This window comes from Sphingopyxis sp. GW821-FHT12C06 (genome assembly GCF_058807415.1).
Genome location: NZ_JBXAQR010000005.1, coordinates 178,153 through 198,234 on the forward strand (window position 1 = coordinate 178,153; position 20,082 = coordinate 198,234).

General features: G+C 64.4%; 20 protein-coding genes. 10 read left to right on the forward strand and 10 right to left on the reverse strand.

The window, feature by feature from the left end; genetic code table 11:
- The first annotated feature begins 72 nt into the window (after nt 1–72).
- The 7 genes from AC1RRJ_RS16150 to mmsB all read left to right on the forward strand — a co-directional run bounded on the left by AC1RRJ_RS16150 (nt 73) and on the right by mmsB (nt 5,407).
- Complete coding sequence (locus AC1RRJ_RS16150) at nt 73–618, forward strand: hypothetical protein (RefSeq protein ID WP_493124474.1); 546 nt, start codon at nt 73–75, stop codon at nt 616–618.
- 25 nt (nt 619–643) lie between these two features.
- Complete coding sequence (locus AC1RRJ_RS16155) at nt 644–949, forward strand: I78 family peptidase inhibitor (protein ID WP_493124476.1); 306 nt, start codon at nt 644–646, stop codon at nt 947–949.
- A complete protein-coding gene (locus AC1RRJ_RS16160; RefSeq protein ID WP_493124478.1) occupies nt 942–1,358 on the forward strand; it encodes a RidA family protein in 417 nt (138 codons plus the stop codon). The genes AC1RRJ_RS16155 and AC1RRJ_RS16160 overlap by 8 nt, the downstream gene beginning before the upstream one ends.
- A complete protein-coding gene (locus AC1RRJ_RS16165) occupies nt 1,355–2,500 on the forward strand; it encodes an acyl-CoA dehydrogenase family protein (protein WP_493124480.1) in 1,146 nt (381 codons plus the stop codon). The genes AC1RRJ_RS16160 and AC1RRJ_RS16165 overlap by 4 nt, the downstream gene beginning before the upstream one ends.
- Nucleotides 2,497–3,543 (forward strand): enoyl-CoA hydratase/isomerase family protein, encoded by a 1,047-nt coding sequence (locus tag AC1RRJ_RS16170; protein ID WP_493124482.1) that lies wholly within the window; start codon nt 2,497–2,499, stop codon nt 3,541–3,543. The genes AC1RRJ_RS16165 and AC1RRJ_RS16170 overlap by 4 nt, the downstream gene beginning before the upstream one ends.
- Nucleotides 3,544–3,630: 87 nt before the next feature.
- A complete protein-coding gene (locus tag AC1RRJ_RS16175; protein WP_493124484.1) occupies nt 3,631–4,413 on the forward strand; it encodes an enoyl-CoA hydratase-related protein in 783 nt (260 codons plus the stop codon).
- Nucleotides 4,414–4,531: 118 nt separating this feature from the next.
- Entirely contained in the window at nt 4,532–5,407 is an 876-nt protein-coding gene (mmsB, locus tag AC1RRJ_RS16180) for a 3-hydroxyisobutyrate dehydrogenase (protein WP_493124486.1), read from the forward strand.
- A gap of 131 nt (nt 5,408–5,538) precedes the next feature.
- On the opposite strand, the gene AC1RRJ_RS16185 is transcribed toward mmsB, so the two are convergent.
- The 10 genes from AC1RRJ_RS16185 to AC1RRJ_RS16230 form a co-directional block, all read right to left on the reverse strand.
- Nucleotides 5,539–5,775, reverse strand: coding sequence for a hypothetical protein (locus tag AC1RRJ_RS16185; protein WP_493124488.1), 237 nt, complete (start codon nt 5,773–5,775; stop codon nt 5,539–5,541).
- Nucleotides 5,776–5,919: 144 nt separating this feature from the next.
- Entirely contained in the window at nt 5,920–7,953 is a 2,034-nt protein-coding gene (locus tag AC1RRJ_RS16190; RefSeq protein WP_493124490.1) for a 3-hydroxyacyl-CoA dehydrogenase NAD-binding domain-containing protein, read from the reverse strand.
- Nucleotides 7,954–7,969: 16 nt separating this feature from the next.
- On the reverse strand, nt 7,970–9,172 hold the full coding sequence (locus AC1RRJ_RS16195) for a serine hydrolase domain-containing protein (RefSeq protein WP_493124492.1): 1,203 nt from the start codon (nt 9,170–9,172) through the stop codon (nt 7,970–7,972).
- A 13-nt stretch (nt 9,173–9,185) separates the two neighbouring features.
- Nucleotides 9,186–9,989, reverse strand: a complete 804-nt coding sequence (locus tag AC1RRJ_RS16200; RefSeq protein WP_493124957.1) for an SDR family NAD(P)-dependent oxidoreductase — start codon at nt 9,987–9,989, stop codon at nt 9,186–9,188.
- Entirely contained in the window at nt 9,989–10,765 is a 777-nt protein-coding gene (locus tag AC1RRJ_RS16205; RefSeq protein WP_493124494.1) for an SDR family NAD(P)-dependent oxidoreductase, read from the reverse strand. The genes AC1RRJ_RS16200 and AC1RRJ_RS16205 overlap by 1 nt, the downstream gene beginning before the upstream one ends.
- Complete coding sequence (locus tag AC1RRJ_RS16210; protein WP_493124496.1) at nt 10,762–11,829, reverse strand: phosphotransferase family protein; 1,068 nt, start codon at nt 11,827–11,829, stop codon at nt 10,762–10,764. Before AC1RRJ_RS16210 ends, AC1RRJ_RS16205 begins: the two co-directional genes overlap by 4 nt.
- Nucleotides 11,826–12,917 carry a Zn-dependent alcohol dehydrogenase gene (locus tag AC1RRJ_RS16215; RefSeq protein WP_493124498.1) on the reverse strand — a complete coding sequence of 364 codons (1,092 nt, stop codon included), beginning with the start codon at nt 12,915–12,917 and terminating at the stop codon, nt 11,826–11,828. Before AC1RRJ_RS16215 ends, AC1RRJ_RS16210 begins: the two co-directional genes overlap by 4 nt.
- Nucleotides 12,918–13,034: 117 nt before the next feature.
- A complete protein-coding gene (locus tag AC1RRJ_RS16220) occupies nt 13,035–14,324 on the reverse strand; it encodes an acyl-CoA dehydrogenase family protein (RefSeq protein ID WP_493124500.1) in 1,290 nt (429 codons plus the stop codon).
- A 111-nt stretch (nt 14,325–14,435) separates the two neighbouring features.
- On the reverse strand, nt 14,436–15,896 hold the full coding sequence (locus tag AC1RRJ_RS16225; RefSeq protein ID WP_493124502.1) for an MFS transporter: 1,461 nt from the start codon (nt 15,894–15,896) through the stop codon (nt 14,436–14,438).
- A complete protein-coding gene (locus AC1RRJ_RS16230; RefSeq protein WP_493124504.1) occupies nt 15,893–16,750 on the reverse strand; it encodes an SDR family NAD(P)-dependent oxidoreductase in 858 nt (285 codons plus the stop codon). The genes AC1RRJ_RS16225 and AC1RRJ_RS16230 overlap by 4 nt, the downstream gene beginning before the upstream one ends.
- Before the next feature lie 170 nt (nt 16,751–16,920).
- On the opposite strand from AC1RRJ_RS16230, the gene AC1RRJ_RS16235 reads away from it, so the two are divergent.
- Genes AC1RRJ_RS16235 through AC1RRJ_RS16245 form a run of 3 tightly spaced genes read left to right on the forward strand, consistent with a single transcriptional unit; the run spans nt 16,921 to nt 20,072 of the window.
- On the forward strand, nt 16,921–18,102 hold the full coding sequence (locus AC1RRJ_RS16235; RefSeq protein ID WP_493124506.1) for an acyl-CoA dehydrogenase family protein: 1,182 nt from the start codon (nt 16,921–16,923) through the stop codon (nt 18,100–18,102).
- A gap of 3 nt (nt 18,103–18,105) precedes the next feature.
- Entirely contained in the window at nt 18,106–19,224 is a 1,119-nt protein-coding gene (locus tag AC1RRJ_RS16240) for an acyl-CoA dehydrogenase family protein (RefSeq protein WP_493124508.1), read from the forward strand.
- Nucleotides 19,225–19,268: 44 nt separating this feature from the next.
- On the forward strand, nt 19,269–20,072 hold the full coding sequence (locus AC1RRJ_RS16245) for an SDR family oxidoreductase (RefSeq protein WP_493124510.1): 804 nt from the start codon (nt 19,269–19,271) through the stop codon (nt 20,070–20,072).
- The last annotated feature ends 10 nt before the right edge of the window (nt 20,073–20,082 follow it).

Consider the following 20,082-nt stretch of genomic DNA (forward strand, 5'->3'; position numbering starts at 1 on the left):
ATGACTTGCGTCTGCCCCGCGAATGAAACCTGTGCCGCACATCGGGCATTTCTCTTGCGAAGGAGAAAGGTGATGATCCGTATCATGCTCCCCGCGGCGATGCTGATGCTTGCGGCGTGCAGCGGCGGCGAGGATGACAAGTCCGGACCCGAAGCCACCGCGAACCTCACGCCGTTGCGCGAAGCCGCGCCCGCCGCGTCCACCGAACCGGCCGCAGCGCCCGAAACGGCCGCGCAGACGGAGGAAACGGTGCCCGCCGATACGCCGCCCGCAAAGGCCGGGCCCGCCAGCGATGCGGGCGGCAAGGCGATCCCCGCGGCGATCCGCGGGCGCTGGGGGCTCGTCGCCGCCGACTGCACTTCTACCAAGGGCGATGCAAAGGGGTTGCTGACCATCGACGCGACCAATTTGCGCTTCTATGAATCGCACGGCGAACTGGTCCGTGTGCGCGAACACGCCACGAACCGGATCGTCGCCGATTATAAATTCAGCGGCGAAGGGATGGATTGGAACCAGTTGGTGCTGCTCGACGTACGCGGCGACGGCAAAACGCTGGTCCGCCGCGATTATGGCGAGGGCGCTTCTGGTCCGATGCGCTATACGCGCTGCGCCGGATAACGGTTTTTTGAAAGGGAGATTCACGATGGACATTCGCATCCTGGCAATTGCCGCCGCTCTGCCGCTCGCCGCCTGTACGCAGGAACGGAAACCCGTCGAATCGGCTCCCCCGCCGCCCGAAGCCGAAATGACGTGCAAGGCCGATGCGGCGCAGAGCTATGTCGGCCAGACTGCGACCCCCGATCTTGGCGGCGCGATCCTCAAGGCATCGGGCGCGCGCACCTTGCGTTGGGGCCCGCCGCGTTCGGCGATGACGATGGACTATCGCATCGACCGGCTGAACGTCATGTATGACGATGACTACAAGATCACGCAGATTACCTGTGGCTGACAATCGGGCAGCCCTTGGTGGCCGCCAGACCCTTGCCTCCGCATCGCCTTATGAGCCGCTCTATGGCTATAGCCGGGCGGTGCGGATCGGGGACCGCATTTCGGTTGCCGGCACCGCGCCGATCGAGCCCGACGGATCGTCGACCACCGGCGATGCCGGGGTACAGGCAGCGCGCTGCCTGACGATCATCGCCGACGCGCTCGCCGCGCTCGGTGGCAGTCCATCCGATGTCGTCCGCACCCGCATGTTCATCACCGACTCCGCCGACGCCGACCTCGTCGGCCGCGCCCATGGCGCGATGTTCGGCGACATTCGCCCCGCCGCGACGATGGTCGTCGTGTCCGCGCTGCTGCGGCCCGAGTGGAAAATCGAAATCGAAGCCGAAGCCCTTATCGAGAAGACAGCATGACCGACCAGTTTCAACTTACCGAAGACCAGCTCGCAATCCAGGACATGGCACGCAAGTTCACCGCCGACGCGATCACCCCGCACGCGGCCGAATGGGACGAGAAACAGATTTTTCCGCGCGAGACGATCAAGGCGGCGGCCGAACTCGGCTTCGCATCGATCTATGTCAGCGAGGAATCGGGTGGTATCGGCCTCGGCCGGCTCGAAGCCGCGCTGATCATGGAGGCGATGTCCTATGGCTGCCCCGCGACGAGCGCCTTCATCTCGATCCACAATATGTCGAGCTGGATGATCGACACCTTCGGCAATGCCGAGGTCAAAGCGAAATTCCTGCCCGACCTCGTCACGATGGACAAGATCGCCAGCTATTGCCTCACCGAACCCGGCAGCGGGTCCGACGCCGCCGCGCTGAAGACGACGGCGAAACTCGAAGGCGATCATTATGTCGTCAACGGCACCAAACAGTTTATTTCGGGCGCCGGGGTCAACGACATCTATGTCACGATGGTGCGGACCGGCGGGCCAGGTGCCAAGGGCATCAGCTGCCTCGTCATCGACAAGGATATGGAGGGCGTCAGCTTCGGCGCGAAGGAGCGTAAGCTCGGCTGGAACGCCTCGCCGACCGCGCAGGTGATCTTCGACAATGTGAAGGTGCCGGTCGAAAACCGCGTCGGCGCCGAGGGCGACGGCTTCCGCTTCGCGATGGCGGGGCTCGACGGCGGGCGGCTCAACATCGGCGCCTGCTCGCTCGGCGGTGCGCAGCGCTGCCTCGACGAAGCGGTCGCCTATACGAAGGACCGCCAGCAGTTCGGCCAGCCGATCGCCGATTTCCAGAACACCCAGTTCATGCTGGCTGACATGGCGACCGATTTGGAAGCGGCGCGCGCGCTGCTTTATATGGCGGCGGCGAAAGTCACCGCGAACGCGCCGGACAAGTCGCGCTTCTCTGCGATGGCGAAGCGGCTCGCGACCGACAATGGCAGCAAGATCGTCAACGACGCGCTCCAGCTCTTCGGCGGCTATGGCTATCTCAAGGATTATCCGATCGAGCGTTTCTGGCGCGATCTGCGCGTTCATTCGATCCTCGAGGGCACCAATCAGGTGATGCGAATGATCGTCGGAAGGGACCTGTTGCGCCAATGACCGAAGATGTCTTGATCTCGACCGACGGACGTGTGGGGCGTATCTCGCTCAACCGCCCCAAGGCGATCCACGCGCTCAACCTCGCCATGTGCGAGGCGATGATCGCCGCGCTCGTGACGTGGCAGGGTGATGACGCGATCGGGGCCGTGATCATCGACCATAGCGAAGGTCGCGGCTTTTGCGCCGGCGGCGACATCCGCATGCTCGCGGAAAGCGGCGCGAAGGACGGGGTGGAGGCGCGCGCCTTCTTCCACACCGAATATCGCCTCAACCATCTGCTCTTCACATACGCGAAGCCCGTCATCGCCTTCATGGACGGCATCACCATGGGCGGCGGGGTCGGGATTTCACAGCCGGCGAAATATCGCGTCGCGACCGAGCATACGCGCTTCGCGATGCCCGAAACCGGGATCGGCCTGTTCCCGGACGTCGGCGGCGGCTGGTATCTGCCGCGGCTCGAAGGCCGTGTCGGCGCCTTCCTTGCGCTCACTGGCGCGCGGCTCGACGGGGCGGAGTGCCTCGCGCTCGGCCTTGCGACCCATTATCTGCCGTCCGAGAAACTCGCCGAGGCGAAGGAACGCATCGCCGCGCACCCCGACCGCATCGGCGGCATTTTGGGCGAGCTGTCGGTCACCGCGCCGCCGGCCGCGATCACCCAGCATCTCGACAAGATCAACCGCCTGTTCGCGAGCGATACCTGTGAGGATATCCTCGCCGCGCTCGAGGCCGACGGCGGCGAATGGGCCGAGAATGAGCTTGCGGTGCTTCACAGCAAAAGCCCGCAAACCTGTAAGGTCGCGCTGCGTCAGCTCAAAGAAGGCGGCGCGATGCACGACTTCGCCGCCCAGATGACGCAGGAATATGCGATCGGCGCCCGCGTCGTCCAAATGCACGACTTCATCGAAGGCGTGCGCGCGCTGATCATCGACAAGGACAACAATCCGAAATGGGATCCGCCGACGCCGGAGGCCGTCACCGATGACTGGATCGACGCGATTTTCGCGCCGCTGCCCGACAATGAGAAATGGACCCCGCTTACCTAAGCGCGTCACCCCGGACTTGATCCGGGGTCCACGCGGTCATGGATGCCGGATCAAGTCCGGCATGACGATTATCTGGAGATCATAAGAATGACCTACGAAACCCTCCTCGTCGAAACGCGCGGCGCCGTCACCTTGGTGACGCTCAACCGCCCGCAGGCGCTCAATGCGCTCAATTCCAAGGTGCTTGACGATCTGATCGCGGCTTTCGCTGCCTTTGAAGCCGACCCCGGCCAGCGCTGCGCGGTGCTCACCGGCTCGGGCGACAAGGCTTTCGCTGCGGGCGCCGACATCAAGGAAATGGCCGACAAGCCCGCTTCCGACTTCTACCTCGAAGACTTCTTCTCCAAATGGACGAGCGACTTTGTGAAGAAGGTCCGCAAGCCGTGGATCGCTGCCGTGAACGGTTTCGCGCTCGGCGGCGGCTGCGAGCTCGCGATGATGGCCGACTTCATCATCGCATCGGACAAGGCGAAATTCGGCCAGCCCGAAATCAAGCTCGGCGTCGCGCCCGGCATGGGCGGATCGCAGCGGCTGACGCGTGCGATCGGCAAGGCGAAGGCGATGGAAATGTGCCTCACCGGCCGGATGATGGACGGCGCCGAAGCCGAGCGTTCGGGCCTCGTGGCGCGCGTCGTCGCGCACGATACGCTGCTCGATGAAGCGCTCAAGACCGCGACCGCGATCGCCGCCATGCCGCCGATGGCCGCGATGGTGAACAAGGATATGGTCAACGCCGCGTTCGAAACCACGCTCGATCAGGGGCTGATTTACGAACGCCGCCTGTTCCAGATCCTCGCCGCGACCGAGGACAAGGCCGAAGGCATGGCCGCCTTTATCGAGAAGCGCGAAGGTGTGTGGAAGGGGCGGTAAGCCCGGTCCCCCTCCCGCTTGCGGGAGGGGTTAGGGGAGGGCGTGTCGTCCTCACCCAATATCAATTATCGGGACAGGCCTTCCCCCGGCCCCTCCCGCAAGCGGGAGGGGAGAAGATATGAAAATCGCCTTTATCGGACTCGGAAACATGGGCGGCGGAATGGCCGCGAACCTTGCGAAGGCCGGGCATGAAGTCCGCGCCTTCGACCTCAGCGAAGAGGCGCGCGCGCGCGCGGTTGAGGCTGGCTGCACCCGCGCTGCGTCAACGGCCGAGGCCGTGACCGGTGCTGAGGCCGTGGTGACGATGCTCCCCGCCGGCAAGCACGTCGCCTCGGTCTATGAAAGCGACGTCTTCCCCAACGCCGCGCCGGGCACCTTGCTCCTCGACTGCTCGACGATCGACGTCGCCACCGCGCGCTCGAACATCGAAGCCGCGGCCGGCAAAGGCCTCGTCGCGGTCGACGCACCGGTGTCGGGCGGGATCGCCGCCGCCAATGCGGGCACGCTGACCTTCATGGTCGGCGGCACCGACGAAGGCTTTGCGCGCGCCGAGCCAATCCTCGCGAAGATGGGCAAGGCAGTGATCCACGCCGGCGACGCGGGCGCGGGGCAGGGCGCGAAAATCTGTAACAATATGCTGCTCGGCGCGTCGATGGTCGCGACGTGCGAGACGCTGGCGCTTGCGCAAAAGCTCGGGCTCGACCCGCAGAAATTCTTCGACATCGCCAGCGTGTCGTCAGGGCAGTGCTGGTCGCTCACGTCTTACGCACCGCTCCCCGGCGTCGGTCCGACCACCCCCGCCGACAATGATTATAAGGGCGGGTTCGCCGCGGCGCTGATGCTCAAGGATCTGCGTCTCGCGATGGAAGCCGCGGCGAGTGTCGATGCCGACGTCCCGATGGGGATCAGGGCGCGCGAGTTGTACGAGGCGTTTGTCGAGGCCGACAAGGACGGCCGCGATTTTTCGGCGATCATCAAAACTTTGCAGGGCTAACCGCTTCCCATTTTCGCCATCCCGGACTTGATCCGGGATCCATGGGCGGCGTCGAAGTCATGGACCCCGGATCAAGTCCGGGGTGACGATGGTGTGGAGATTATCCTGCGGTTAGATTGCGGCGACGGGTCTTAGTAAAAATCCGCCGTCTCGCCGCCGTCGCGGTGTTCGGTGCGATGAACCTGCGTCGGCGCCTTGCGCTCGCCAGTCCGGACCTCGATCCGATCGCCAACTCGCCGCACCTCGGCGGGCGCCAGGATTCGCGCGCGCGCCACGGCGACGGCGGTCACCTGCGGCGCCGCGACAGGGGCGGCAGCCGGCGCACTTCCGGCAAGCAGGAGGACGGCGAAGAATGACATCAGGGTCATGCTCTGCCGTAACGGCAGGCCTTGCCAGTGCTTTAACCCTGAATCGCAAGTTTCCGGCCGCACCTGCGGCGTCCGCGCGGCAAAAGAAAGGCCGCCTGCCCCGCGTCGGGACAGGCGGCCTTGCCTTTATCTATTCGAAGCGGGTCAGAAGCCGGTCTTGGCCTCGGCCTTTTCCTTGAGCAGCGGCGCGATCTCGAAGCCGTGCTTCTCGAGCGCGGCGACGATCTTGTCGGTGCCTTCCAGCCCGGCCCAGAACATCGGGCCGCCGCGATAGACCGGCCAGCCATAGCCATAGATCCACACGACATCGATGTCCGACGCGCGCTGCGCCTTGCCTTCGGACAGGATCAGCGCGCCTTCGTTGACCATCGGGTACAGCGTGCGCTCGATGATTTCCTGATCGGTGATCTCGCGCTTTTCGACGCCGGCCTTCTTGCGGAATTCTTCGATGATCTCGCCAACGCGGGCGCTTTCCGACGGGGTGCGCTTTTCGTCATAATCATAGAAGCCCGCCTGCTTCTTCTGGCCCCAGCGGCCCTCGGCGCACAGCGCGTCGCGGATGCTCTCGATCCGGTTCGGGTCGCGGTGCCAGCCGATGTCGACCCCGGCGAGGTCGCTCATCTGGAACGGCCCCATCGGCATGCCGAATTCGACATGGACCTTGTCGACCTGCGCCGGGGTTGCGCCTTCCATGAGGAGGTTCATCGCCTCGATCTGGCGCGGCTTCAGCATGCGGTTGCCGATGAAGCCGTCGCAAACGCCCGCGACCACCGCGACCTTGCCGATCTTCTTGCCGATCGCCATCGCCGTCGCCAGCGCATCGGGGGCGGTCTTGTCGCCGCGCACGACTTCGAGCAGCTTCATGACATTGGCGGGCGAGAAGAAGTGCATGCCCAGTACGTCGCCGGGGCGGCTCGTCGCGGTCGCTATCTCGTCGATGTCGAGATAGCTGGTGTTCGACGCAAGGATCGCACCCGGCTTCGCGATTTTGTCGAGCTTGCCGAAGATGTCCTTCTTGACGTCCATATTCTCATAGACCGCCTCGATGATCAGGTCGCAGTCGGCGAGCGCTTCGAGGCCGAGCGTCGGGGTGAGCAGGCCCATCATCTGGTCGACCTGCTCGGGCTTGTACCGGCCCTTCGCGGCCGACGCGTCGTAATTCTTGCGGATGACACCGATCCCGCGGTCGAGCGCGTCCTGCGCCATCTCGACGATCGTGACGGGGATGCCCTTTTGCAGAAAGTTCATCGAAATGCCGCCGCCCATCGTGCCCGCGCCGATCACGCCGACCTTTTTGATGTCGCGCAGCTGGGTGTCCTTGGGCAGGCCGTCGATTTTCGCTGCCTGGCGTTCGGCGAAGAAGATATGGCGCTGCGCCGCTGACTGGCTACCGAACATCAGCTTCATGAACTGCTCGCGCTCGAACGCGAGGCCTTCGTCGAACGGCAGGCGTGTCGCGGCTTCGACGCAGGCGAGGTTCGCGTAAGGCGCCTCGAACCCGCGCCAGCGCTTGGCGTTCGCGGCCTTGAGCTGCTCGATCACCGCGACGTCGCCGAACACCGGGCGTGCGCGCGTCGGGCGCGGGCCGTCGGCGATCTTGGCGCGCGCAAAAGCGATCGCATCGGCGGCAAGGCTGTCCTCGCCCGCGAGTGCGTCGACGAGGCCGAGTTCTTTCGCCTTCGACGCGGGCAGCGGATCGCCGGTCGAGGTCATCGTCGCCGCGGCTTCGACGCCGACGACGCGCGGCAGGCGCTGGGTGCCGCCCGCGCCCGGGAGCAGGCCGAGCTTGACTTCGGGAACGCCGAGCTTCGCTGAGGGAACCGCAATGCGGTAATGGCAGACGAGCGCGGTTTCGAGGCCGCCACCGAGCGCGGTCCCGTGGATCGCGGCGACAACGGGTTTCGATGCGGCTTCGATGCTGTTCAGCACCGCGTTGAAATCGGGGCCGCGCGGCGGCTTGCCGAATTCGCTGATGTCGGCGCCCGCGATGAAGGTTGCGCCGGCGCAGCGCAGCACGATCGCCTTGACGCTATCGTCGGCGAGCGCGGCGGCGAAATGATCTTCGAGGCCCTGGCGGACGTGCCAGCTCAGCGCGTTGACCGGGGGGTTGTTGACGATGATGACGGCGACTTCGCCATCCTTCTCCATCGTGACGGAAATCGGGGTGTCTTCGGACATTTCAGGCTCCTTGGGTTCAATCGTCAATCGCGGCGTGGACAAGCGTCTTGACCTCGCGCCGCACGGGATAGGTGGATGAGGGCATCAGCTGGGTCATGAAAACCATGCAAATCTGTTCGACCGGATCGACGAAGAAACCGGTCGAGAACATGCCGCCCCAATAATAATCGCCCGCCGAACCCGGAATGCCCGCGTCGGCCGGGTTGAGCGTGACCGCAAAGCCGAGCCCGAAACCGACCCCGGCATTCTCGTCTTCGCTGAACACGCCGACGCTATGTTTCGTGAGGTCGCCGCCGCCGACCAGATGGTTCGACGTCATCAGGTCCAATGTCTTGCGGCTGATGATGCGAACCCCGTCGAGTTTCCCGCCGCCGAGCAGCATCAGGCAGAAACGGTGATAATCGGAAAGGGTCGAAACGAGCCCGCCGCCGCCCGAGTGAAAGCTGCGCTCCTTCGCCCAGCGGCTGCGGTCGCCGCCGTCGAACGGCTTCATCTTCTCGGCGGGGTGGAACATATAGCAGTCGGTCAGGCGATGCTGCTGGCCGGCGGGAACCTGAAATCCGGTGTCGACCATGGCCAGCGGACCAAAGATGCGGTCCTGCAGCACCTGTGCAAAGGGCTTGCCCTCGATCCGCTCGATCACCGCGCCGAGGACGTCGGTCGCCATCGAATAATTCCAGTGTGCGCCGGGATCGAACTGCAACGGGATTTTGGCGAGGTCGGCGATGAAGCTGTCCATCGTATAATCGGCGTCGAAATCGTCGATCTTCGCCTTGCGGTACGCGGCGTCGACCGGGGTGCGTTCCTGAAAGCCATAGGTCAGCCCCGCGGTGTGACGCAGCAGGTCGACCATACGGATCGGCTGCGTCGGCGGCCGCGTGACGAAAGGCGCATTGCCGCCGCCCGCGACGAAGACGCCAGTGTCCTTGAACTCGGGGCAATATTTTGTGAGCGGATCGGACAGCGCGACCTTGCCCTCCTCGACCAGCATCATGAAGGCGACCGAGGTGATCGGCTTGGTCATGCTGGCGATGCGGAAGATTGCATCCTCTTTCAGCGCCTCGCCCGGCCGGGCGTCGCCGATGCACGACAGGTGCGCGATCTTGCCGCGCCGCGAGACGAGCGTCGCCGCGTGCGGCAGGCGGCCGCTGTTCACATATTTGGCGGCGAGAAAGGCCGGGATGCGGCCCAGCCGCGCGGCGTCGAAACCATGTGACATCAGTGCCCCAATTCTAGTGAGAAGTCTGGCCGAGCAACTGGCGCGTCACCGGATGTGAGCTGGTGAGCCCGCCGTCGACCGCGATCGCCTGTCCGTTGACATAGCTTGCCTGATCGCTCGCGAGGAACAGCGCGACATTGGCGAGTTCCTCGGGCTGCGCCGCGCGCTTCAGCGGGTTGAGTTGCCCCAGCTTGTGGGTGACTTCCTTGGCCTTGGCATAGTCGAAGGTCGGCTTGGTCATGCCGGTTTCGGTGAGGCCCGGGCAGATCGCATTGACCCGCACGCCGCTGGTCGTCAGCTGTTGCGCTGCCGTCTTGGCGAGGTTGATCACGCCCGCCTTCGATGCCGAGTAAGCCCCCGGACCCGCGCCCGAATTGAGCCCAGCGACGCTGGCGGTCAGCACGATCGCGCCGCCGCGGCCCTGATCGACCATCGCCTTGCCGGCGTGTTTCACCATCAGCGCGGGGCCGATCAGGTTGACGCGCAGCGTCTCGGCCCAGGCGACCGGATCGAAATCGAAGATCCCACCCATGTCGCCGATGATCCCGGCGTTGGCGAAGGCGATATCGAGCCCGCCGTAACTGTCTTTCGCGGTGGCGACGAGCGAAGCCACATCGGCTTCGATCCCGGCGTCGATTTCCAGCGCGACCGCTTCGCCGCCCGCATCCTTCACCATCTGTGCGGTCTCATGCACCGCCGCGCTCTTGTCGCCGATGACGAGCTTCGCGCCCTCGGCGGCAAAGCGCAGGGCGCTCGCGCGGCCGATGCCGCTGCCCGCCCCGGTGATGATCGCAATCTTGCCGTCCAACGCGCCCATCATGCACCTCCTGAAATCGTGGCACCGCCATCGCAGACGATGGTCTGGCCGGTGGTAAAAGCCCCCGCGCGGCTGGCGAGGAAGACCGCGGCGCCCGCAATCTCGTGCGGCTCGCCAATGCGCTTCAGTGTCGAGGCGGCGGTCGATCGTCTCAGATTCTCTTCATTTTCCCACAGCGCGCGCGCCATGTCGGTGCGGATCAGCCCGGGGGCGATGCAGTTGACGCGCACACCCTTGGGTCCGAATTCGACCGAGAAATTGCGCGCGACCTGCATGTCGGCGGCTTTCGAAATGCCATAGGCGCCGATGATCGGTGATCCCTTGAGCCCGCCGATCGAGCTGATGATCGTGATCGATCCCTCGCCGCGTTCGAGCATTTCGGGCGCGACCATCGTGATCAGCCAGTGGTTGGACAGGATATTATTGTCCATGATCTTGCGGAACTGATCGTCGCTGATCCCGAGGCCCGGGCCATAATAGGGGTTTGATGCGGCGTTGCAGACGAGCGTGGTGATCTTGCCGAACGCCGCGCGCGTTTCATTGACCAGATTCTGCAGATCATCCTTCGACGAGATGTTCGCGGCGACCGCAATCGCGGTGCCGTCGCCATGCTTCGCGTTGATTTTGGCTGCGGTGGCGTCGCACGCATCCTGCTTGCGGCTCGAAATCACGACCTTGGCGCCCTGTTCGGCCATCGCCTCGGCGGTGGCCTTGCCGATGCCGCGCGACGATCCGGTGATCAGCGCGACATGACCGCCGAGGTCGAAGAGACTCATGCGCCGGCTTTCTTTGCGAAGTCCCACGCCTTTTCGGCGAGCGGGCGGACGCGTTCGGACATGTCGCGCGCGTGCTGCGACGAGGCGGTGCCCTCGATCACGCGCTTTTTGATGCCCTGGATGATCCCGGCGAGGCGGAAGAAATTATAGGCGAAATACCAGTTCATGTCGGGCACGCCGTCGCGGCCGGTGGCCTTGCAATAGCGTTCGACCATCTCGTCGAGTTCGGGAATGCCAAGCGCCTTGCGATCGAGGTCTTCGACGCCCGACCGGCCGCCATTTTCGGTAACCCACGCCATTGCGACATAGGTGAAATCGGCGAGCGGATCGCCCAGCGTCGACAATTCCCAGTCGAGCACCGCGAGGATTTCGGGGCGGCCCTTCGCATAGATCATATTGTCGATGCGATAATCGCCGTGAACGACGCTGGTGCGTGTCTGTTCGGGCAGGGTCGCAGGCAGCCATTTGATCAGCTGCTCCATCTCGTCCATCGTCTCGGTCTCGGACAGCCGGTATTGCTTGGTCCAGCGATCGACCTGACGACCGAAATAATTGCCGGGCTTGCCATAGTCCGACAGCCCCGCGGCCTCGACGTCGACATTGTGCAGTGCCGCCAGCGTATCGATCATCGCGTCATAGGTCGCGCGGCGGTTCTCGGGGGTCGATCCCGGCATCGCGCCGTCCCAGATCGTATGGCCGTCGACCATCCCCATCACATAGAACCAGCTGCCGATGACACTCTCATCGGTGCACAGGCCGTACTGGCGCGGAACAGGGAAGCCCGCCTTATGGAGTCCGGCCTGGACCTTGTACTCGCGGTCGACCGCATGCGCCGATGGAAGCAACTGGCCATAGGGCTTGCGCCGCAGGACATAATTTCCCGACGGCGCGCTGATCTTGTACGTCGGGTTCGACTGGCCGCCGGCGAATTTGCTCTGGGTCAGCGGGCCCTCAAAGCCCTCGACATGGGCTTCCATCCACGCGGTGAGCCTCGCTTCGTCGAGGATATCGGCGCCCTCGGGCGCGACGGTGCCGCTAAAGGCCGTTTGTGCGTCTAATGTCATTGGTCGAATACAATCACCGAACGGGCGGCGTCGCCTTTCTTCATACGGTCGAAACCCTGGTTGATCTGGTCGAGCGGGATCGTCTCGGCGACGATCGAGTCGAGGTCGAGCAGTCCGCGCAGATAGAAATCGACGAGGCGCGGGATGTCCACCGGAAAGCGGTTGCCCCCCATGATCGCGCCCTGCAATTTCTTGCCCGACAGCAGATCCATCGCGGAAAGGCCGACCTTTTCGGACAACGGCATCATGCCGAGGATCGTCGCGGTACCGCCGCGGCGCAGCGAGGCGACCGCGAGGCTGGCCGAGGCCGGGCGTCCAACGGCTTCGATCGCATGATCGACCCCGCCTTTGCTGAGTTCGAGGATTTGCTTCGCGGCATCGCCGTCCATTGCATCGACGACATCGGTCGCGCCCAGCTTCATGGCCAGCGCGCGCTTCTCGGGCATCGGGTCGGCGGCGATGATGCGCCCCGCGCCGGCGATTTTCGCGGCGTTGATCGTCGCGAGGCCCACGCCGCCGCAACCGACGACCGCGACGGTCTCGCCCGGCGTCACCTTGCACGCGTTGAAGATCGTTCCCGCGCCCGTCGTCACCGCGCAGCCGATCACCGCGGCGCGGTCGAGCGGCATGTCGGGATCGATTGCGACGCACGCATGTTCGTGGACCAGCATCACTTCCGAGAACGCCGACAGATTCAGCATCTGGTTGATCGGCGATCCGTCGGGGCGCGTAATGCGCGGCGCCGATTCGGCCGGACGGCGCGTGTCGCCGCCCATGCACAGCGACATACGGCCCGAGACGCAAAATTCGCAGTGGCCGCAGAAAGCCGACAGGCAGGTGACGACTGCGTCGCCGACCTTGACTGTGCGCACTTCGCTGCCGACCGCCTCGACGATGCCGGCGGCTTCATGGCCGGGGATCGCGGGCAGGGGGTGCGGATAGGCGCCGTCGATGAAATGCAGGTCCGAATGGCACAGGCCGCAGGCGGCGGTGCGGATGCGCACCTCGTGCGGGCCGGGATTGCCGACGACCACATCTTCGATCTGGAGCGGCTTGCCGGGTTCGATCAAAATGGCGGCTTTGGTCACACTATTATCTCCAGATATCGCCCTCCCGCTTGCGGAAGGGGGTAGGGGAGGATTTGTCCTGGTTGAGGGTGAGCCAACAGGCCTTCCCTCGGCCCCTCCCGCAAGCGGGAAGGGGGATTAACGCGAAACGCCGATGTCGCCCGACGAAAAACCCGGGTCGGCGGCGGCCGAATGCTTGGCGAATTCGATGCGGGCGATCGCGCGTTCATGGACCTCGTCGGGGCCGTCGGCGAGGCGCAACGTGCGCTGGCCGGCGTACATTTTGGCGAGGCCGAAATCTTCGCTGACCCCGCCGCCGCCATGCGCCTGGATCGCGTCGTCGATGATCTTCAGCGCCATGTTCGGCGCCTGCACCTTGATCATCGCAATCTCGGCGGCGGCCGACTTGTTGCCAACCTTGTCCATCATGTCGGCGGCCTTGAGGCACAGGAGGCGCGTCATTTCGATGTCGATGCGCGCGCGCGCGATGCGATGTTCCCAGATGCTGTACTCGGAAACCGCCTTGCCAAAGGCGACGCGCGATTGCAGCCGCTTCGCCATTTTGGCGATCGCTTCCTCGGCGGTGCCGATCGTGCGCATGCAATGGTGGATGCGGCCCGGCCCGAGGCGGCCCTGCGCGATTTCGAAACCGCGGCCCTCGCCCAGAAGCATAGCCTCCTCGGCGTTGACGCGGACGTCCTTCAGCTCGATTTCCATATGGCCGTGCGGTGCATCGTCGTAACCGAAGACGGGCAGGTGACGCAGGATGTTCACGCCGGGGGCGTCGAGCGGCATCAGCACCATCGACTGCTGCGCGTGGCGCTTGGCGGCGAAGTCGGTCTTGCCCATCACGATCGCGACCTTGCAGCGCGGGTCGCCTGCGCCCGACGACCACCATTTGGTACCGTTGATCACATAATCATCGCCGTCGCGCTCGATGCGCGTCTCGATGTTGGTCGCATCGGACGAGGCGACCTTGGGTTCGGTCATCAGAAAGGCCGAGCGAATCTCGCCGTTCATCAGCGGGCCGAGATATTTTTCCTTCTGCGCGCGCGTCCCGTAGCGGTGAAACACTTCCATGTTTCCGGTGTCGGGCGCCGAGCAGTTGAAGACTTCGCTCGCAAAGCCGACGCGGCCCATTTCCTCGGCGCATAGCGCATATTCGAGGTTGGTGAGGCCCGGGCCTTCGAATTCAAAACTCTCGTCGACATGATGGTGCGCGGCCGACTTGGGCGGCATGAACAGGTTCCAGATCCCCGCGGCTTTCGCTTCGGCCTTCAGATCCTCGACGACCTGGATCACTTTCCAGCGATCGCCCGTCGCATCCTGTTCCTTGTAGGTCGCCACTGCGGGGCGCACTTTGCGCTCGATGAACTCGCGCACACGGCCCTGCCAGTGCTGCTGCCGTTCGGTAAGGTCGAAATCCATCCGCGCTTCCTTTCCCTTTACGTTCACGTAAACTCTTGGACCGATTCGCTGGCCTTGCCAAGTCCTGCGGCCCGAAAATTACCTCAATGGGTCATGCCGCGACATTCCGGGTCACGGATGCGCCCCGCTCGCGTCGGGATCGACCCGCGCCGTATCGCCCAGCAATGCCAGCCGCGCCTCATGGTCGGCGCGCGAAATCGGAAAGCGCCGCATGACGATCAGGCCCATTGTGCCGATGATCAGGATCGCGAGTGAATAGCCAAGCGCAAGATTCCCCAACACCGCATCGCCGACTTGCCCTGGCTTTGCGGCGGCCGGAAAGGCGGCGAAGGACAATATCTGCCCGGCGATGAAAATGCCGATGCCCGTCGCGCATTTCTGCATGAAGAAATATCCGGCGAAGAACAGGCCTTCGGACCGGCGCCCGGTTTCGCTCTGCGACGCTTCGACGACGTCGGCCATCATCGACGACGACAGGATCATCAGGATGATCGAGAAGCTGTTGCTGATGAACACCAGCGCGAACATCGTCGCGACGCTCGGCTTGCCGGGCAGGCCGGGGAAAACATTCTCGATCCATGCGAAATACATGCCGCTGTTGACGAGCAGCGCGACCGCACCCGCGAGGATCGCGCCATTGCGCTTGCCGAGATGTTTCGAGATCGGCGCGACGATCAGAAAGGCGGCGACCATCGTGCCGAATAACAGGAAGACATAATCGCCCATCTCGTCGGGGGTCAGCTGCCAAAAAAAGCCGAGCAGATAATTGGTCATCGAAAAGGTGATGCCTTGGTTGATGAAGGCGAACAGCGCGGCAAAGGTCAGCCACAGAAAGGCGCGGTTCGACAGCGTGTCGCGCATGTCGCGCAGGACATGGCTGAGATTTGCGGTGGGCTTGGGCTGGTCGAGGTTCGATACGGCGATGCGGCGGTGCTGCCCCGCCGCCGAAACCAGTACTGCACCCGCCATCACCAGCGCACCGGCCAGCGCATAGGGAAAATAGCCTGCGGGATCGACAAGCCCCAGCGCGCCGTCGAAGAAGTAGCGATAGGCGAGGTACAGGATCAACAGCCCGCCGCCCCAACCGAACAAATAGCGATAGCGCATCACAATGGTGCGTTCGTCATAATCGGCGGAGAGCTCGGGGACGATCGCGATCGACGGCACCTCGCACATCGACACCAGTGAGCGGACGATGATCGCAAAGCCGATCAGCCAGGCGACGGTCATCGTGTCGCTCATTTCGGGTGGGCTCCACAACAGCATCCACGCGATCGCGAGCGGAATCGGTGCGGCGTAAAGCCACGGCAGGCGACGTCCCCAGCGGCTGCGCGTGCGGTCGGTGAGTTCGCCGATGATGGGATCGACAAAGGCGTCGGAAATCAGTGCGACCATGATCGCGAAGCCGACAATTCCGGCGTCGAGCCCGATGACCTGATTGTAAAAGAGCAGCAGGAAAGTCGAAAAGCCATTGTCCTTGATGCCATAGGCGATGCTGCCAAGGCCGTGGGTGACCTTTAGCCACAGGGGCAGTTTCTCGGGGGCGGGAACCGCGGCTACGGCGGCGTTCACGCGGCGGCCTCTGCCTTGGCGGCCTCCTCCATCGCGGTCAGCGCGTCGAATATGCCGGGGGCTTCGGGATCCCACGCGTGGCGCTGGCCGATCGTCAGTCCGCCGTCGACCAGCAAATGCGTGCCGGTCATGAACGAGCTGTCGTCGCTTGCCAGATAGGCAACCGCGTTGGCGATATCGTCGGGCTGGCCGCCGCGCGCGACCGGCTGCGCCGCCTCGCTCAATCCGGCGATGATCGCCTTGGCCATATCCTTGCTCGCGTCGGGGACGTCGAGCGACGAGGTGAAGATATTGGTGTTGATGAAGCCCGGACAGATCGCGTTGACGCGGATGCCATATCGGGCGAGGTCTGTCGCCGCGACCTTGGTCAGGTGCAAAACGCCGGCTTTTGCCACCGCATAGGCGGTCGGCGAATAGCCCGCGCCCAGCGCCGCGACGCTCGCGGTGTTGACGATTGCGGCGCCCTTGCGGCCCTTCATATGCGGGCTGGCATAACGGATGCCCATCGCGACCGATCGCAGCAGCAGGTCCATCGTCCGGTCCCAGCCTTCGGGGGTAATCTCGTCGATCGGCGCGCGCTCGCCGCCCGCGCCGGCATTGTTGAAGACGATGTCGATCCCGCCGCCGCGCGCTGCGGCCTCGTTCATCAGCGCCTCGATCTCCTCGGGCTTGCACACGTCGCAGCGGATGAAATCAATCTTGCCGTTCGACGCGGCGGCGAGCGCTTGCCCGCCGGCTTCGTCGATGTCGCTGGCGAACACATGCGCGCCTTCGCTCGCGAGCTTTAGCACCGCGGCTTTGCCGATTCCCGACGCGGCACCGGTGATGACGGCAATCTTGTTTGCGAATCGCATGACCCATTCTCCCGTTTTCTTTTGCCACCTAACTTAGGGGCGCGGCGGGGCGCGTCAACGCCGGTCGATCCGACGCTACGGCGCCGTAACGGCAGGTTGGGCCGTCCAAGTTGACGCTTGCGTAAAGCAGGCGACTCCCCCTAGATTTGCGGGCAGAAGAGGAACCTGACATGAGCGAACCCGACGCTTTCCGTACCGAAGTGCGCGACTGGCTGGAGGCGAATTGCCCCGCCGAAATGCGCGAGCCCGTCCGCGACGAAGGCGACGTCTGCTGGGGCGGACGCAACTGGGTTTTCAAAAATGACGCCCAGAAAACATGGCTCGAGGCGTGCGCCGCCAAGGGCTATACCGTCCCCGACTGGCCTAAAGCCTATGGCGGCGCCGGGCTGACGGCTGAACAGACCAAGATCCTCAAACAGGAAATGAAGCGCATCCGCGCGCGTTCGCCGCTCGACAGCTTCGGCATCTGGATGCTCGGCCCCGCGCTGCTGCAATTCGGCACCGAGGAGCAGAAGGTCCAGTATCTGAACCCGATCGCGCGCGGCGAAATCCGCTGGTGCCAGGGCTATTCGGAACCCGGATCGGGCAGCGATCTCGTTTCGCTCCAGACCTTTGGTGAGGACAAGGACGATCATTGGGTCGTCAACGGGTCGAAGATCTGGACCAGCTATGCCGACAAGGCCGACTGGATTTTCTGCCTCGTCCGCACCGACAAGGCGAACAAATATCAGGGCATCACCTTCATGCTCTTCGATATGGAGAGCAAGGGCGTCACCACCAAGCCGATCCTGCTGATTTCGGGCAACTCGCCTTTCTGCGAAACCTTCTTCGACGATGTCGAAGTCCCCAAGACGCAGTTCATCGGCGAAATCAATCGCGGCTGGGACGTTGCCAAATATCTGCTCGGGCACGAACGCGAGATGATCTCGGGCGGCGGCGCGGGCGGCGACATGGTCAGCATCGGCGGCGCTTTCGCCAAGGCGTTCGGCAAAAATGCGGCGGGCGAACTCGACGATCCGATCCTGCGCGCCGAGATGGCGGCGTTCGACGTGGATGTCTTCGCCTATCGTGCGATGGGCGAACGCTTCATGGACATGTGGAAAACCGGGCGCGCGCATCCTGCCAGCTCGAACATGATGAAATATGTCGGAACCGAGCTCAACAAGCGCCGCCACGAACTCGTCATGTCGGGCGGCGGCAGCGAAGCGCTCGAATGGGATAGCGAAGAGACCAAGGGCGGCGCGCGCGCGCGCGGCTGGCTGCGCACCAAGGCCAATTCGATCGAAGGCGGGACGAGCGAAGTCATGCTCAACGTCATCGCCAAGCGTATCCTCGACCTGCCCGGAGCCTGACCCATGCCTTTGTATCACAATGACGACCAGGCGATGCTCAAGGACAGCGTCGCACCTTTCGTGGCCGAACAGGCGCCGGTTTCGCACCTGCGGGGGCTCCGCGATACCGCCGACGCGACCGGCTTTTCGCGCGACCTCTGGGCGCAGTTCACCGAAATGGGCCTGCCCGGCATGCTCGTTCCCGAAGCGCACGGGGGGCTCGGCATGGGGCATATGGAGGCGGGAATCGTGCTCGAGGAAATCGGCCGCAACCTGACCCCGTCGCCCTTCCTCGCGACCAGCGTCGGTGCGGTCGCCGCGCTCGCCAAGGCGGGCGGCACGCAGGCCGACCGCTGGCTCCCCGCGATTGCTCGCGGCGAGGCGATCATCGCGCTCGCGATCGACGAGGGCGCGAAGCACCGTCCCGACCGCATCGCGACCACCGCGACGCGCGCCGGCAACGGTTTTCGCCTCGACGGCAAGAAGAGCTTCGTCCTCCATGGTCACGTCGCCGACATGAGCATCGTCGCGGCGAAGACCGACGGCGGGATCACGCTGTTCGCGGTGCCGAAGGATGCGAAAGGCCTGACCGCCGACCCGCGCCGCCTCGTCGACTCGAGCCTCGCCAGCCACGTCACCCTCGACGGCGTCGAAGTCGATGCCGACGCGGTGATCGGTGAAGTCGATGCCGGGCAGGGCATTCTCGACGCGCTGCTCGCCGCGACGCGCACTGGCGCGGCGGCTGAACTGGTCGGTGTCGGTCAGGGCGCGATGGACATGACCGTGGGTTACCTCAAGGAGCGCAAGCAGTTCGGCAAGCTGATCGGCGAGTTCCAGGGGCTCCAGCACCGCGCCGCGCATCTCTACGGCGAAATGGAAGTCGCGCGCGCCACGGTGATGAAGGCGCAGCAATTGCTCGATGAGGGCAATGAGGGCGCGAAACTGATGGTCTCGGTCGCCAAGGCGAAGGCCGGCCGCGCCGCCAATCTCGCGGTGCGCGAAGGCGTCCAGATGCACGGCGGCATCGGGATGACCGACGAATATGACATCGGCCTCTATATGAAACGCGACCGCGCGCTCGCGGAGTTTATGGGCGACGTCCATTATCATATCGACCAGGTCGCCCGGATGAACGGCTACTAATCTCACCTCTCCCGCTTGCGGGAGGGAGCAAAAGGACAGAGACAATGAACCTCCAGAACATGTTCGGCCTCGACGGCCGCATCGCTCTCGTAACCGGCGGCTCGCGCGGCATCGGCAAGATGATCGTCGAGGGCTATCTCGCCGCGGGCGCCGCGCGCGTCTATATCTCGGCGCGCAAGAGTGCGCAGATCGAGGAAGCCATCGCCGATTTCGAAACGCGCTATCCCGGCAAGGTCATCGGCCTGCCGGTCGACCTGTCGACCGTCGAAGGCTGCCGCGCGCTCGCCAAGGAGCTCGAAGCTCGCGAGGAACGGCTCGACATCCTCGTCAACAATGCCGGCGCCGCGTGGGGCGAACCCTTTGAAGGCTTCCCCGAGGCCGGCTGGGACAAGGTGATGGACATCAACGTCAAATCGCCCTTCTTCCTGACCCAGTCGCTCCACGGCCTGCTCAAGGCCGGCGGCACCCCCGACCGCCCGTCGAAGGTCATCAACATCGGCTCGATCGACGGCATGCGGCTCAATCCGTGGGAAACTTACAGCTATCACGCATCGAAAGCGGCGATCCTCTATCTCACCAAGCGCATGGCCGCGCGGCTTGTGCAGGACAATATCCTCGTCACCGCGATCGCGCCGGGGGCGTTCCAGTCGGACATGAACAAGGCCGCGCGCGACCATGGCGATGCCGTCGCGCAGAGCATCCCGACCAAGCGTATTGGCGTCCCCGAGGATATGGCGGGCGCCGCGATCTTCCTCGCATCGAAGGCGGGCGACTATGTCGTCGGCGACACGATCACGGTCGACGGCGGGCTGGTCCATGGCAACGTCAGCACCAGCATCGACGCGTAACACGCCCCGC